Raw genomic sequence first — 14,323 nt, 5'->3', positions numbered from 1 at the left:
CTCCTAGACCTCGAGAAGTTCGGCCTTCTTGTGCTCGAGAAGTTCATCGATCTTGGCGACGTACTTGTGCGTCGCGTCGTCGAGTTCCTTCTCGGCACGCCTGACCTCGTCCTCACCGGCCTCGCCGTCCTTGGCCAGCTTGTCGAGCGTGTCCTTGGTCCGGCGCCGCACGTTGCGGATGGAGACCCTGCTGTCCTCGGCCTTGCCGCCGGCGACCTTGATGAACTCCTTGCGGCGCTCCTCGGACAGCTCGGGGAAGACCACCCGGATGACGTTGCCGTCGTTGGACGGGTTCACGCCGAGGTCGCTGTCGCGGATCGCCCGCTCCACCGCCGCCATCGACGACTTGTCGAAGACCTGCACGATGACCATGCGCGGCTCGGGCAGGGTGAACGAGGCGAGCTGGTTGATCGGCGTCGGAGTCCCGTAGTACTCCGCAGTGATCTTGTTGAACATCGCGGGGGTGACCCGGCCGGTGCGGATCGCGGCGAAGTCGTCTTTGGCGACCGCGACCGCCTTCTCCATCTTCTCCTCGGCTTCGAGGAGGATCTCGTCGATCACTTCGGCTCCCGTCACACTCTGTCGTCGCCGGGCCGCTGCCGGACCCGTCCGACCCTGAATTCGGCCAGATCAGTCGTTGGCCGGGCTGACCAGGGTGCCGATCTTCTCACCCCGGACGGCCCGCAGGATGTTCCCCTGGCCCATCAGGTCGAAGACCACGATGGGCAGCCCGTTGTCCATGCAGAGGCTGATGGCCGTGGCATCCATGACCTTCAGTTCCCGGCGTAGCACCTCACCGTAGTCCAACCGGTCGAATTTCACCGCTTCGGGATTCTTCCGTGGATCGGCGTCGTAGACCCCGTCGACCTGGGTTCCCTTGAGAACCGCGTCCGCGCCGACCTCCAGCGCCCGCTGTGCGGCGCAGGTGTCGGTGGAGAAGAACGGCTGGCCGAGACCCGCACCGAAGATCACGACCCGCCCCTTCTCCAGGTGCCTGATGGCCCGGCGCGGGATGTACGGTTCGGCCACCTGACCCATCGTGATCGCGGTCTGCACCCGGGTGTCGAGACCGAGCTTCTCGCAGAAGTCCTGGAGCGCCAGGCAGTTGATCACGGTGCCGAGCATGCCCATGTAGTCGCCGCGGGCCCGGTCCATGCCCCGCTCGGACAGTTGCGCGCCCCGGAACATGTTGCCGCCGCCGCACACCACGGCGACCTGCACGCCCTCGCGCACGGCCTCGGCGATCGCCTTGGCCACGTGCTGCACCACGGACGGGTCGATGCCGAGCGGCTCGGGCCCGGCGAAGGCTTCACCGGAGAGCTTGAGCAGCACCCGCCGCCAGCCCGCCCGGGGCGGCGAAGGGGCCGCCGGCGTGTCAGTGTTCGGGTTCTCCTGCACGGCGGCGGCCTCCTCGTCGTCTGCTTTTCCGGCCTGCGGTCTCAGGCCTGTCCCACCTTGAAGCGGGCGAACCGGCGAACCGACACCCCCGCCTCCTGGAGGACCTTGGCGATCGTCTTCTTGTTGTCCTTGACGAACGCCTGCTCGACCAGGACGAAGTCCTTGAAGTAAGCGTTGACCCGACCCTCAACGATCTTGGGGATGGCCTGCTCGGGCTTGCCCTCGTCGCGGGTGATCTGCTCGGCGAGCGCCCGCTCCTTCTCGATCGCCTCGGCGGGGACGTCGTCCCGGGTGAGGTACTTGGGGGCCATCGCCGCGATCTGCTGCGCGATGTCCTTGGCGACCTCGGGGTTCTCAGCGTCGAGCTCGACCAGCACACCGGTGGTCGGCGGCAGGGACGGGTCGGACTTGTGCAGGTAGCTGGCCACGTAGGCACCCTGGAAGTGGGCGAACCGGCGCAGCTCCAGCTTCTCGCCGATCTTCGCGCTGTTCTCCTCGATCAGCGCCTGGACCGTCTTGCCGGGCTCGATCTCGGCGCCGAGCAGGGCCGGGGCGTCGGCCGCGCCGCTCCGGGCGGCGAACTCGACGATCTTGCCGGCCAGCTCGATGAACTGCTCGTTCTTGGCGACGAAGTCAGTCTCGCAGTTGAGCTCTAGGAGCGCGCCGTCGCCGGAACCGTTGAAGTGCTCGACGACCAGGCCGTTGCCGGCGGTGCGCTCGGCGCGCTTGCCGACGTCCTTGGCGCCCTTGAGGCGCAGCAACTCGACGGCCTTGTCGAAGTCGCCCTCCGCCTCGGTGAGCGCGTTCTTGCAGGCCATCATGCCGGAGCCGGTCAGCTCACGGAGCCGCTTGACGTCCGCGGCGGTGAAGTTCGCCATCGCTGTTGTCTCTTTCGTGTTCGCGGTCCGGCGGCCGCCTCACCCGAGGCGGCCGCCGCCATGCATGGGGTCAGGCCTGCTCGGCTTCGGCGGGCGCCTCGGCCTCCGTGGTGGCCTCCGTGGTGGCCTCCGTGGTGGCCTCCGCGACCTCAGCGGCCTCCGCGACCTCAGCGGTCTCCGTGGCCTCTCCGGCCTCCGCGGCGGGGGCCTCCGCCGCCTCCTTGTTGCTCTCCAGCAGTTCGCGCTCCCACTCGGGCAGCGGCTCGGCCGCGGCGGCGCCCGCGGCGGCCGGCTTCTCGTCACCGCCGGACGCCGCGCCGGCGCGGGCGATCAGGCCGTCGGCGACCGCGTCGGCGACCACCCGGGTCAGCAGGCTGACGCTGCGGATGGCGTCGTCGTTGCCCGGGATCGGGTAGTCGACCTCGTCGGGGTCGCAGTTGGTGTCGAGGATCGCCACCACCGGGATGCCCAGCTTGCGGGCCTCGTTGACGGCGATGTGCTCCTTCTTGGTGTCCACGATCCACACGGCGCTCGGGACCTTCGCCATGTCGCGGATACCGCCCAGGGTGCGCTCGAGCTTGTCCTTCTCGCGCTTGAGGCCGAGGAGCTCCTTCTTGGTCATGCCGGAGCCCGCGACGTCGTCGTAGTTGATCTCCTCCAGCTCCTTGAGCCGGGTGAGCCGCTTGTGGACGGTCGAGAAGTTGGTGAGCATGCCGCCCAGCCAGCGCTGGTTGACGTAGGGCATGCCGACCCGGGTCGCCTGCTCGGAGATGGCCTCCTGGCCCTGCTTCTTGGTGCCGACGAACAGGATCGTGCCGCCGTGCGCGACCGTCGCCTTGATGAACTCGTAGGCGCGGTCGATGTAGGACAGCGACTGCTGCAGGTCGATGATGTAGATGCCGTTGCGCTCGGTGAAGATGAAGCGCTTCATCTTCGGGTTCCAGCGCCGCGTCTGGTGGCCGAAGTGAACGCCGCTCTCCAGCAACTGTCGCATCGTGACGACGGGTGCCATGCCCGTACTCCTGTCCGGCCCGGTGCGGGCCATGTCTCGGTTGTCCGCCTGTGCCCGGGCACACCCCGCCGCGACAGGGTCGCGGACCGAGAGATGAGCCCCGCCCTGCTCTGCCGGGTGGCCGGGTGGGTCTGCCCCACCTGGCCACCCGCGCCAGAGACTCGGCGGCGGGCGGGCACATGAATTCGGCCGATCGTTCGCGTCTGATGACACTTCCGGCGGCCGTACACCCAAGTCTATGGGATGACCGGGCGGGACGGGGAATCAACCGCTCGGCCACGGTTATCCACAATCGCCGCGCGGGCTGCCCTGGGCGGCGGGCGGGGGCACACGCTGAGGCCATGGCTCTCCTCGCCCTGCTCTGCGCCGCCGTCCTCGCCGCCCACCACGCCCAGGCGCCCGCCCCCGGCGGGTCGGGCCCCCGCGCGCCCGCCGCGCGGGCCGCACCCGCACCCGCACCCGCACCCGCACCCGCACCCGCACCCGCACCCGACAAGCCCGTGTCCTGGCAGTGGCCGCTGCGGCCGGTTCCGGTCGTCCTCCGGGGGTTCTCCGCGCCGCCGGAGCCCTGGCTCCCCGGGCACCGGGGAGTCGATCTGGCCGCCCGGCCCGGGCAGCCGGTGCACGCCGCCGGCCCTGGCCTGGTCTCCTACGCGGCGCGGCTGGCCGGGCAGGGCGTGGTCGCGATCACGCACGGGGAACTGCGCACCACCTACCTACCGGTCGACGCCTCGGTGCGGGCCGGGCAACGGGTGGCGCCCGGGCAACCCCTCGGCCGGGTGGCAGAGCCGGACAGGCCAGGCGGGCCAGGCGGGTTCGGCGCGCCGGGCCGGCACTGCCCGGTGCCATGCCTGCACTGGGGCCTGCTACGGGGCCGGAGCTATCTCGACCCGCTCTCCCTGGTGCACGGCCGTGTCAGGCTGCTGCCACGCTGGCCACCGCATCAGCCGCCCGGCCGGCCCGCTCCCGCGGCCCGCCCGGCCGCCGGAACGTCTCCCGCCGGCGGGTACACGACCGTGGCGGCGGGCGGCGGCATGGTCGCGGGGCTGCTCGTCGGGCTGGGCCTGGCCTTCACCCGGCGGCGAACTCCGGGCCGGCGCCGCCTTCCGCCGGACGTCATCGACCTGCGCCGCGAACGCGTCCGCCGCCGCCCGCCGGCCTGACCCACGTCCGCAGCCGGATCGGGCCCGGGCATGGGATCGGGCATGGGATCGGTCTCCCCGCGCCGGCGAGCCGACTCGAACGGCGGGGCCGGGGGCTTCCCTCAGGCGCGGGGGTGGGCCTGGCGGTGGACGTGCTTGAGCCGCTCGGCCGACACCTGGGTGTAGAGCTGGGTGGTCTGCAACGAGGCGTGGCCGAGGATCTCCTGGACGCTGCGCAGGTCGGCGCCGCCCTCAAGGAGATGGGTGGCCGCGGTGTGCCGTAGCCCGTGCGGGCCGAGGTCGGGCAGGTCGTCGCCGGCTTCGGCGATCCGGGCGTGCACCAGCCGCCGGGCGCTGGTCGGGTGCAGCCGGCCACCCCGGGAGCCGAGGAAGAGTGCGGGGCCGCTGTGCTCGCCGGCGAGCGCGGGCCGGCCGGCGGTCAGCCAGGCGTCGACGGCACGCAGTGCGGGCGCTCCCACCGGCACCACCCGCTCCTTGCCGCCCTTGCCGAGTACCCTGACCGCCGCCCGGTCCCGGTCGAGGTCGTCGACGTCCAGCCCGCACAGCTCGCTCACCCGGATCCCGGTGGCGTACAGCAGTTCGAGGACCGCCCGGTCCCGGAACCCGACGGGGTCGGCCGGCACCACCGCGTCCAGCAGTGCGGTGGCCTCGTCCTGGCGCATCACCCTGGGCAGCGGGCGGGTCCGCCGGGGGGTGCCGAGCAACCGCCCGGGGTCCTCGCCGAGCAGTCCCCGGCGGTGCGCGTACGCGGTGAAGGCGCGGGCCGCGGCCGTCCGCCGGGCCAGGGTCGAGCGCGCCCGGCCGAGCGCGTGCTGGCGGGCCAGCCAGCCCCGCAGCAGCTCGACGTCGATCGAGCCGGGGCCGGTGATCCCCACCCGCGCCGCGTACGCGAACAGGTCGGCGAGGTCGGCGAGGTAGTTGCGGACCGTGTGCGGCGACAGGTCCCGTTCCGCCCGCAGATGCCGCCCGAACTCATCGAGCGCCTCCGCCAGCGCCCGGGGCAGTGGATCGTCCGGTTTCACGGACCCACCGTGCGCTTCATCCTCCTCGGACGCAACCTCCCCCGCCCACTCCGGCCGCCCTCGCGCCGGGTGCCGTTCGTGCCAGGCAGCTCGGTGGGCATGCCCCGCTCCACGCTCCGGGGCCTGTCGGTGCTGCCGATCCTCGCCGCCCGAACGCTCGCCCCGGCGTCGGCCGAAGCGCTGGAGGCCGTGGCGTGGCGGCGCGTTCAAGGCTCCGCGGGCCCTACGCGCCCCGGAGCGCGCGACAACGGGGGTAGAAGGCCCCCCGCCGGCATGTAGGCACAGCCGGTCGCATGGTGCTCCTCACCCGCCTTCCGATGATCATCCGGTGACCACTTTGCGCTGCATCCCGAGCACGCATGGTTATCCACAGAACGATGTTCCACTGTCGGGCGGGAGGCCGCGCCAGGCACCGTCGGAGGCGGAGGTGAGGCGGATGAGCGCCAAGAAGACACTGGGCCGCCAGGGCGAAGACGCCGCGGTGCGCTACCTGACCACCCGGCTCGGCTGGACGGTCGTCGAGCGCAACTGGCGATGCCCCGAGGGAGAGCTCGACATCATCGCCTACGACGGCCGCCAGCACGTGGTCTGCGAGGTCAAGACACGGCGGGACGCCGCGTTCGGCACGCCCGTCGAGGGGGTCGGCCGGGCCAAGGCCGCCCGGCTGCGCCGGCTGGCCGGGCGGTGGGGCGCCACGCACGGCATCCACACCGCCGGGATCCGGGTCGACGTGATCGGGCTGCTCGGCACCGCCGGCGACGGGTTCACCCTCGACCACCTGCGGGGGGTGTGCTGACATGGCACTCGCCAGGACGCGCTCGGTCGCGCTGGTCGGCATGGAGGGCTTCGTCGTCGACGTCGAGGCCGCCATCACCAGCGGGGTGCCGGGGCTGCATCTGGTGGGGCTGCCCGACGCGGCGCTCGCCGAGGCCCGTGACCGGGTCCGGGCGGCCATCTTCAATTCGGGCGAGACCTGGCCCAACAGGCACGTCACGGTCTCCCTCTTCCCGGCCAGCCTGCCCAAGCGGGGGTCGAGCTTCGACCTGGCCATCGCGGTCGCGATGCTGGCCGCCGCCGGGGCGGCACCCCAGTCCTCCTGCCACGGCCTGGTCATGATCGGTGAGCTGGGGCTGGACGGGCGGATCCGGACGGTGCCGGGGGTGCTCCCCGCGGTGCTGGCGGCGGCCGGGGCCGGCTGCCGGACGGTGGTCGTCCCCCGGCCCAACGCCGACGAGGCGATGCTCGTCCCCGACACCGAAGTGATCGCTGTCGGCACGCTGCGGGCGCTGATGTGCCGGCTCCGCGGCGAGCCGCCGCCCGTGGAGGAGGAGCAGGCCGAACCGCCCCTCCCAACCGTGCCCCACCCCGAGGGGGCGGCGCTGCGGCTGCGGGACCGTCGTGCGGATCTCGACCTGTCCGACGTCCGCGGTCAGGCCGACGGCCGGCGAGCCCTGGAGATCAGTGCCGCCGGAGGTCATCACCTGTTGCTGGCCGGGCCGCCGGGCTGCGGCAAGACCATGCTCGCCGAGCGGCTGCCGACGCTGCTGCCCCCGCTGGACCAGGAGGCGGCCCTAGAAGCCAGCGCGATCCACTCGGTGGCGGGCACGCTGCCACCGGGGCGGCCACTGATCGACCGGCCGCCCTTCTGCGCGCCGCACCACACCGCCACCCGGGCCGCCATGGTGGGCAGCGGCTCCGGCCGGCTGCTCCAGCCCGGGGCCGCCTCCCTGGCCCATCACGGGGTCCTGTTCCTGGACGAAGCCCCCGAGTTCAGCGGTGGGGTGCTCGACGCGCTCCGGCAGCCGCTGGAGGCGGGCGAGGTGACGATCTCCCGGGCGGGCGGCAGCGCCCGGTTCCCCGCCCAGTTCATGCTGGTCCTCGCGGCCAACCCCTGCCCCTGCGCGGCGGCCAAGCAGATCGACTGCAGTTGTCCCGCGTCGGTGCGGCACCGGTATCTGGCCCGGATCTCCGGGCCGCTGCTCGACCGCATCGATCTGAAACTGGAGCTCCAGGCGGCCACCCAGAACGAGTTGCGCTACGACCTGGAGGTCGCGGAGTCCAGCGCGGTGGTCGCCGAACGGGTGCTGGAGGCCCGCGAGCGCGCCGCCAAGCGGCTGGCGGGCTCGCCCTGGCGGGTGAACGCCGAGGTTCCGGGGCCGGAGTTGCGGCGACGGTTCACCCCGCCGCCGGAAGCGATGCTCCCGGTCGATCGGGCCCTGGGCGCCGGGACGCTCAGCGCCCGGGGGCTCGACCGGGTGCTGCGTGTGGCGTGGAGCTGCGCCGACCTCGCCGGCCGGGACATCCCGGCGGCCTCGGACGTCGGCAGCGCCCTCGACCTGTGGAGCGGGAGGGCCGCATGAGCGCCGCCGCGGAGGAACGGTTCGCCCGGGCCACGCTCTGCGCCGTCGCCGAACCGGGAGACGCGCTGCTCGGCCGGCTGGTCGAGCGGCTGGGGCCGGCCGGAGCCGTTGACGCGATCCGCACCGGTGCGGCCCCGGCCGGCATCGTTTCCGGGGAGCGGGCCGGGCTACGCCTCGCCGAACGGTTGGAAAGCTGGCGCATCCGGCTGGGCGGCGCCGATCCGGAGGCCGACCGCGAGGTGGCCGACCGGCTGGGGCTGCGGCTGGTCTGCCCGGGCGACACCGAATGGCCCACCACGCTCAACGATCTCGGTCACCGGCGGCCGTACGCGCTCTGGCTGCGCGGCCCCATGGACCTGCGCTTCGGCTGCCTGCGTTCGGTCGCCGTGGTGGGGGCGCGAGCCGCCACCTCCTACGGAACGCGGGTCGCCGCCGAACTGGGCGCGGACCTGGCTCGGGCCGGGTGGACGGTGGTCAGCGGCGGGGCCCTCGGCATCGACGCCGCCGCCCACCGGGGAGCGCTCGCCGCGGACGGTCCGACCGTCGGGGTCTTCGCCAACGGGGTCGACCGGCCCTACCCGTCCCGCAACGACGGCCTGTTCGCCGAAATGGCCGAACGCGCCCTGCTGGTCACCGAGTCACCACCCGGGGTGCGGCCGACCCGGCTGCGCTTCCTCGTCCGCAACCGGGTGATCGCGGCGTTGAGCCGGGGCACCGTGGTGGTCGAGGCCGAGATCCGCAGCGGTGCCCGCAACACCGCCACCCATGCACGCGAGCTGGGGCGGGCGGTCATGGCCGTGCCCGGCCCGGTCACCTCGCGCGGTTCGCGGGGCTGCCACCAGTTGCTCCGTGACGAGCCGCCCGCCCGGTGCGTGACCTCGGCCGCCGAGGTGATCGAGGAGGTCGGCAGCATCGGCGACGATCTGGCTCCGCGCCCCCGTGGGCCGGTGCTTCCCCACGACGAGCTCGAACCCCTCACCCGGCAGGTGCTGGAGGCCGTCCCGGCCCGGGGCTCCGCGGGGTTGGCGCAGATCGCGGTCCGCGCCGGGGTCGACACCGCCACCGCCCACGGCCTGCTCGGCGTGCTCGCGGCCGGCGGCTTCGTGGAACGTTGTGGCCAGGGCTGGCGCATGCCCCACCGCCCGGCCCGCCGGGGACCTTCAGGGGGCGCCGAGCCCCACCCGTCCCGTTCTTCCGGGCAGGGGGTCCGGCCCTGAGCACCGCCCGAGCGGCGTCAGCCGCGCGTCTACTCCGCGTCCACCTGCGCCATCGTCCGTCCCGGCCCTGAGCGCCGGCCGAACCGCGTTAGTTGCGCGGGAGTTCGAGGTCGCTCTTGGCCAGTTCCTCGACGTTGACGTCCTTGAAGGTGACCACCCGAACGTTCTTGACGAACCGCGCCGGGCGGTACATGTCCCAGACCCAGGCGTCCTGCATCGTGACCTCGAAGAACACCTCGCCGTTGTCGGTGCTGCGCACCTGGAGGTCCACGGAGTTGGTGAGATAGAACCGCCGTTCGGTCTCGACGACGTAGCTGAACAAGCCGACGACGTCGCGGTACTCGCGATAGAGCTGGAGCTCCATCTCGGTCTCGTACTTTTCGAGATCCTCTGCGCTCACGGTTCCTCCCCGCTTGCCTGATCAGGCGACGTCGGCCGGATCGGCCACACCAACAAGATCTGCACCGTGCGGAGCAGTGTCCCCGGGCGCCCCGGATTCATTCTTGCGCATCCGCGCATCGGGGGTTCCGTCCTTCCGCATGGTGGTCACGTCCTCCTGCAGCCGTGCGATGTTCACGAACGAGAAGCGGTGCTCGGCGCACGGGCCGTGCGCGGCCAGCGCGGCCGTGTGCTCCCGGGTGCCGTAACCCTTGTGCACGTCGAAGCCGTACTCGGGGAAGCGCTCGTGCAGCTCGCCCATCAGCCGGTCGCGGGTCACCTTGGCGACGACCGAGGCCGCGGCCACGCAGGCGGCGACCTGATCGCCCTTGGGGATCGCCAGCCCGGGTACGTCCAGGCCGGGAATCCGGAACCCGTCGCTGAGCGCGTAGGCCGGGCGGACGGTCAGTGCGGCCAGGGCCCGCCGCATCCCGGTGATGTTGCACCGGTGCAGCCCGATCCGGTCGATGTCGCGGGATGGGACGACCACCACGCTCCACGCCCGTGCCCGGGCCACGATCCGCGCGTAGATCTCCTCCCGGCGGCGGGGGGTGAGCAGCTTGGAGTCGGCCAGCCCCTCGATCCGGTCACGCCGTCCGGCCGGCAGGATCACCGCGGCGATCACCATGGGACCCGCGCAGGCTCCCCGTCCGGCCTCGTCGACACCGGCCACCGGAGTGAACCCGCCGTGTTCGAGCGCGCGCTCGTAGGCGTACAGCCCGGCGTCACGGCGCGGTGTGTACCGGGGCGGGCGCCGTAGACCCGTCATCGTCACCTCGGCTCCATGAGGACAAGCCTAGGCCGTCCTCGCCGGCGCCGGGGCGGCGCACAGGACCCTCGCCCCGTACGTCCACCCTGACCTCACCCGGCGGGTGAGCCCCGGAGCGCTCCGGCCACCCGGCCACACGGTCCCATCCCGGGCATCGGCCGAACCGCCCGGGCGAGGACGGATCCCCGCCCGGCCATCCCGGTCGGCGACGTGGACGGCCGAGCAGCCCAGGCGAGGACCGGATGCCCTGGCCTCGTCCGGACGAGCGGCCTCGGCGGTGACCCGGCAACTTCGTCCCAACGGCGTCAACCGGCCCTGCCCGAACGAGTGGCCTCCGGTGGCAACGCCGATGGACCGGGAGGCTCAGTTCCGGCGGGAGTGCCGGTACCGGCGGAACCGGCGGTGCGTCCAGGTGAGGGGAAGGGCGGTGACCAGACCCAGCACCATGGGAGTGGCCGGGGCGAGTGCGGCGGCGGCGCTCAGCGCCGGCTGCTGGAAGGTCTTGGGAATCGGCAGGGTGTCGATGCGGTTCAGCGGCCAGACGACGACGAAGGCCCGGCCGATCACGCGGGACTCGGGAATCGCGCCGCCGCCCGGGTCGCCCCGGTGCTGCCGTGAGTCGTAGGAGACCTCGCGGTGGTCGCCCATCACCCAGAGCTGCCCCTGGCCCACCGTCACGTCGAAGGCGTCGTTGGACGGCTTGTTCTGCTGCCCGCTGAACGCGTCGGTGTACAGGTAGGACCGTTCGTCCAGCGGCACCCCGTTGACGGTCATCCGGCCCTGGGCGTCGCAGCACTTGACCCGGTCGCCGGGGACCCCGATGACCCGCTTGATGTAGTCCTTCTCCTGGGGCACCACCCCGAAGGCGCTGCCGACCGCCCGGAGCGCACGCATCACGGGGTTGGACGGCTGCTCGTACTGGACCTCGGGGTCCCAGGAGTCGAGCCCGTTGAAAACGACGATGTCACCGCGTTCGACATCGCGAGTGCGGTAGACGATCTTGTTGACCAGCACCCGGTCGCCGATCTGGAGTGTGTTCTCCATCGAGGCCGACGGGATGTAGAAGGCCTGGACCGCGAAAGCCTTGATGATCAGGGCCAGTACCAGCGCGACCCCGATGAGGACCGGCAGTTCCTTCCAGAAGGAGCCCTGCTTCTTGCCCTCGTCATCAGCCGGGTCCGGCTCGTCGACCGGCCACTTCTCCTCCGGCACCGCACCTTCGGCCTCGGAACGCACGTCTCTCCGATCGTCCTCGGGCGCATCGGGATCGCCGCCGCCGGTACGGGCCGCCTCGAGATCCCGTAGGTCCCGGTCATCGTCTGTCATCGGGTCGAGCCTAATAGGTGCGCAACGGCAGGTGGCCAAACGCTCCACCGTGTTGCGCACCGCCCTGAGCGTACGACCCCGCCGGTAAGGGGCGGGTAAGGCTCGGTACATGAACGCCCCGGGCCGTCGGCGGGACGGGCCGGGGCGGGCATGACGAGCCTCAGAAGTCGCGCTTCTCCTTGATGCGCGCCGCCTTGCCGCGCAGGTTGCGCAGGTAGTAGAGCTTGGCGCGGCGGACGTCACCTCGGGTGACGACCTCGATCTTGTCAATGGAGGGGCTGTTCAGCGGGAAGGTGCGCTCCACCCCGACGCTGTAGCTGACCTTGCGGACCGTGAAGGTCTCGCGGGCGCCACCGCCCTGCCGCCGGATCACCACGCCCTGGAAGACCTGGATCCGGCTCCGGTTGCCTTCCGTCACGCGCACGTGCACCTTCAGCGTGTCACCGGGGCGGAAGTCGGGGATGTCCGACCGCATCGCGGCCTTTTCGATCTCCTGGATCAGGGTGTGCATGACTGCGAATCCTTGTGGTCGAACGCGGACACCAGAGGCCCCGGTGAACATGGTGGGGGCGTTGCGCCGCGGAGTGCGGGTCTTGCCGGGAAGTCATGAGGTGCCCAGCACGAAGCCGGGCGACGCTCTAGTGTGCCACAGGATCTCGGTCCACCGGAAAACGGTGTCAGGGCTCCCCGTCAGGTTCCTGGTCGTACCCGGCCTCCCGCAACACCCGGCGGTCGTGGTCGTCCAGCCCGGTGAGACGGGCCACCAGGTCGGGCCGGTGGGCCGCCGTCCGGCGCAGCGCCTGGTCCCGCCGCCAGCGGGCGATGGCGCCGTGGTTCCCCGACAGCAGCACTTCGGGAACGGGACGGTCGCGCCAGACGGGCGGCTTGGTGTAGATGGGCCCTTCCAGCAGGGTCTCCATCGCGCCGGGCGCGAACGAGTCGTCGGTGACCGAGTCGAGGTTGCCCAGCACCCCGGGCAGCAACCTGCTGACGGCCTCGACCATCACCAGCACCGCCACCTCACCGCCGGCGAGCACGTAGTCGCCGATGCCGACCTCGTCGACCGGCATCCGCTCGCGGGCCGCCGCGACGACCCGGGAGTCGATGCCCTCGTACCGCCCGCAGGCGAACAGCAGCCAGGGCTCGGCGGCGTACTCCACCGCGAGCGCCTGGGTGAACGGCCGCCCGCTGGGTGTGGGCACGACCAGCCGCGGCGTCACGGGCGGTGGCGCGATGGTGTCGAGCGCCTCACCCCAGGGCTCGGGTTTCATCACCATCCCGGGCCCACCGCCGTACGGGGTGTCGTCCACCGTCCGGTGCCGGTCGTGGGTCCACTCGCGCAGATCGTGCACGGTGACGTCGACGAGCCCCCGCCGCCGGGCCTTGCCGAGCAGCGAGACGTCGAGCGGGGCGAAGTACTCGGGAAAGATCGAGACGATGTCGATGCGCATGGCGTCAGTCGAGCAGGCCCGGCGGCGGATCGATCACCAGCCGGCCGGCGGCCACGTCGACCTCGGGCACGAGCGCGGCCACGAAGGGCACCAGCGCCTCGTCACCGGCACCAGCACCGGCACCGGCACCACGGCGGATGACCAGCAGGTCCTGGCCCTGGTGCCGGATCTCGGTCACGGTGCCCACCGGCACGCCCTGCGCGGTCACCACGGAGAGCCCGATCAGTTGCTGATCGTGGAACTCGTCGGGGTCGTCACCGAGTGGGATCTCGCCCAGCTCGACGACCAGCCAGGTGCCGCGCAGCGCCTCGGCGGCATCGCGGTCACCGACCCCGGCCAGGTTCAGCAGCAGCGTGCCGGAGTGCCAGCGGGCCCGCTCGATGGTGAGGGGGCCGGCCTGCTCGGGATCCGTGGCGAGCTCGGTTCCCGGTGCGAACCGGGAATCGGGATCGTCCGTGCGGACGTCGATCGTGACCTCGCCACGAATCCCGTGCGGCCGGCCGATCCGGCCGACGACGACCTGCATGTCCTCAGCGGACCTCGTTGACGTCGAGCAGGTCCACCCGCACGTACCGGCCCCCGGAGAGGGCGCTGACCACGGTGCGGAGAGCCTTGGCGGTGCGCCCGCTGCGGCCGATGACCTTGCCGAGGTCCTCGGGGTGCACGCGCACCTCCAGGACCCGGCCGCCCCGGATCCGGCGCGGGCGTACCCGGACTTCGTCCGGATGCTCCACGATGCCCCGGACCAGGTGCTCGAGCGCTTCTTCGAGCACTTTAGGCCTCGCCGGCTTCGCTGCTCTCGGCGGCCGGAGCGGCGGCCTCGGACTTCTTCGGCTCGGACTTCTTCTTGGCCTTCGGAGTCGTGGCGGCGCCCTCGTCCTCCTTGTAGGCCTCCTTGACGGCCTCGGCGAAGACGGCCTTCTTGTCGGCCCTGGGCGCGGCCACCTTGAGGGTGCCCTCGGCACCGGGCTCGCCCTTGAACTTCTGCCAGTCGCCGGTGATCTTGAGGAGGGTGAGGACCGGCTCGGTCGGCTGCGCGCCGACTCCGAGCCAGTACTGCGCCCGCTCGGAGTCGACCTCGATCAGCGAGGGCTCCTCCTTCGGGTGGTACTTGCCGATCTCCTCGATGGCCCGGCCGTCACGCTTGGTGCGGGCATCGGCGACGATGATCCGGTACTGCGGGTTCCGGATCTTCCCCAGACGCTTGAGCTTGATCTTGACTGCCACGGGTGTGGTGTTCTCCAGCTTCGACATGGAGAGCGGGGACGACCCCAGGTGGGGACCGGGAT

17 protein-coding genes are annotated in these 14,323 nt (G+C 72.1%); 4 read left to right on the top strand and 13 right to left on the bottom strand.

Features of this window, described 5'->3' with window-relative positions; all coding sequences use genetic code 11:
• Positions 1-3 precede the first annotated feature (3 nt).
• From frr to rpsB, 4 genes are all read right to left on the bottom strand, one after another.
• Positions 4-561 (bottom strand): ribosome recycling factor, encoded by a 558-nt coding sequence (gene frr, locus DPM19_RS25490; protein ID WP_111870546.1) that lies wholly within the window; start codon positions 559-561, stop codon positions 4-6.
• 69 nt (positions 562-630) lie between these two features.
• Positions 631-1,398 (bottom strand): UMP kinase, encoded by a 768-nt coding sequence (pyrH, locus tag DPM19_RS25485; RefSeq protein WP_111870545.1) that lies wholly within the window; start codon positions 1,396-1,398, stop codon positions 631-633.
• Positions 1,399-1,439: 41 nt separating this feature from the next.
• A complete protein-coding gene (tsf, locus tag DPM19_RS25480) occupies positions 1,440-2,276 on the bottom strand; it encodes a translation elongation factor Ts (protein WP_111870544.1) in 837 nt (278 codons plus the stop codon).
• A 70-nt stretch (positions 2,277-2,346) separates the two neighbouring features.
• Positions 2,347-3,288 (bottom strand): 30S ribosomal protein S2, encoded by a 942-nt coding sequence (gene rpsB, locus DPM19_RS25475; protein WP_111870543.1) that lies wholly within the window; start codon positions 3,286-3,288, stop codon positions 2,347-2,349.
• 341 nt (positions 3,289-3,629) lie between these two features.
• On the opposite strand from rpsB, the gene DPM19_RS25470 reads away from it, so the two are divergent.
• Positions 3,630-4,451 (top strand): murein hydrolase activator EnvC family protein, encoded by an 822-nt coding sequence (locus DPM19_RS25470; protein WP_199485276.1) that lies wholly within the window; start codon positions 3,630-3,632, stop codon positions 4,449-4,451.
• Between the two features lie 101 nt (positions 4,452-4,552).
• Here DPM19_RS25470 and DPM19_RS25465 read toward each other — a convergent pair whose 3' ends face one another.
• Positions 4,553-5,473 carry a tyrosine recombinase XerC gene (locus tag DPM19_RS25465; protein ID WP_111870542.1) on the bottom strand — a complete coding sequence of 307 codons (921 nt, stop codon included), beginning with the start codon at positions 5,471-5,473 and terminating at the stop codon, positions 4,553-4,555.
• A gap of 436 nt (positions 5,474-5,909) precedes the next feature.
• Here DPM19_RS25465 and DPM19_RS25460 point away from each other — a divergent pair, with 436 nt between their 5' ends.
• The 3 genes from DPM19_RS25460 to dprA are packed head-to-tail and all read left to right on the top strand — an operon-like array spanning position 5,910 to position 9,050.
• Positions 5,910-6,269, top strand: coding sequence for a YraN family protein (locus DPM19_RS25460; RefSeq protein WP_111870541.1), 360 nt, complete (start codon positions 5,910-5,912; stop codon positions 6,267-6,269).
• A 1-nt stretch (position 6,270) separates the two neighbouring features.
• Positions 6,271-7,833: a YifB family Mg chelatase-like AAA ATPase gene (locus DPM19_RS25455; RefSeq protein WP_111870540.1), complete on the top strand. Its 1,563-nt coding sequence runs from the start codon at positions 6,271-6,273 to the stop codon at positions 7,831-7,833.
• Positions 7,830-9,050, top strand: coding sequence for a DNA-processing protein DprA (gene dprA, locus DPM19_RS25450; RefSeq protein WP_111870539.1), 1,221 nt, complete (start codon positions 7,830-7,832; stop codon positions 9,048-9,050). Before DPM19_RS25455 ends, dprA begins: the two co-directional genes overlap by 4 nt.
• Before the next feature lie 88 nt (positions 9,051-9,138).
• On the opposite strand, the gene DPM19_RS25445 is transcribed toward dprA, so the two are convergent.
• The 8 genes from DPM19_RS25445 to rpsP all read right to left on the bottom strand — a co-directional run bounded on the left by DPM19_RS25445 (position 9,139) and on the right by rpsP (position 14,261).
• Positions 9,139-9,450: a DUF2469 domain-containing protein gene (locus DPM19_RS25445; protein WP_111870538.1), complete on the bottom strand. Its 312-nt coding sequence runs from the start codon at positions 9,448-9,450 to the stop codon at positions 9,139-9,141.
• Positions 9,451-9,471: 21 nt separating this feature from the next.
• The gene (locus DPM19_RS25440; RefSeq protein ID WP_111870611.1) at positions 9,472-10,257 is read right to left on the bottom strand and encodes a ribonuclease HII; all 786 of its coding nucleotides are present in this window, start codon (positions 10,255-10,257) and stop codon (positions 9,472-9,474) included.
• 363 nt (positions 10,258-10,620) lie between these two features.
• Positions 10,621-11,583 (bottom strand): signal peptidase I, encoded by a 963-nt coding sequence (gene lepB, locus DPM19_RS25435; RefSeq protein ID WP_111870537.1) that lies wholly within the window; start codon positions 11,581-11,583, stop codon positions 10,621-10,623.
• A 160-nt stretch (positions 11,584-11,743) separates the two neighbouring features.
• On the bottom strand, positions 11,744-12,094 hold the full coding sequence (rplS, locus tag DPM19_RS25430) for a 50S ribosomal protein L19 (protein WP_111870536.1): 351 nt from the start codon (positions 12,092-12,094) through the stop codon (positions 11,744-11,746).
• A gap of 166 nt (positions 12,095-12,260) precedes the next feature.
• Entirely contained in the window at positions 12,261-13,034 is a 774-nt protein-coding gene (trmD, locus tag DPM19_RS25425; RefSeq protein ID WP_111870535.1) for a tRNA (guanosine(37)-N1)-methyltransferase TrmD, read from the bottom strand.
• Between the two features lie 4 nt (positions 13,035-13,038).
• Positions 13,039-13,560: a ribosome maturation factor RimM gene (rimM, locus tag DPM19_RS25420; RefSeq protein WP_111870534.1), complete on the bottom strand. Its 522-nt coding sequence runs from the start codon at positions 13,558-13,560 to the stop codon at positions 13,039-13,041.
• Between the two features lie 4 nt (positions 13,561-13,564).
• Positions 13,565-13,807, bottom strand: a complete 243-nt coding sequence (locus tag DPM19_RS25415) for an RNA-binding protein (RefSeq protein ID WP_111870533.1) — start codon at positions 13,805-13,807, stop codon at positions 13,565-13,567.
• A 1-nt stretch (position 13,808) separates the two neighbouring features.
• Positions 13,809-14,261, bottom strand: coding sequence for a 30S ribosomal protein S16 (gene rpsP / locus DPM19_RS25410; protein WP_111870610.1), 453 nt, complete (start codon positions 14,259-14,261; stop codon positions 13,809-13,811).
• Positions 14,262-14,323: the final 62 nt, after the last annotated feature.

Source organism: Actinomadura craniellae, from assembly GCF_003289645.1.
Taxonomy (GTDB): domain Bacteria; phylum Actinomycetota; class Actinomycetes; order Streptosporangiales; family Streptosporangiaceae; genus Actinomadura_D; species Actinomadura_D craniellae.
Note: the sequence above shows the minus strand (reverse complement) of the source record. Positions and strands in the feature narration are given on the sequence as shown.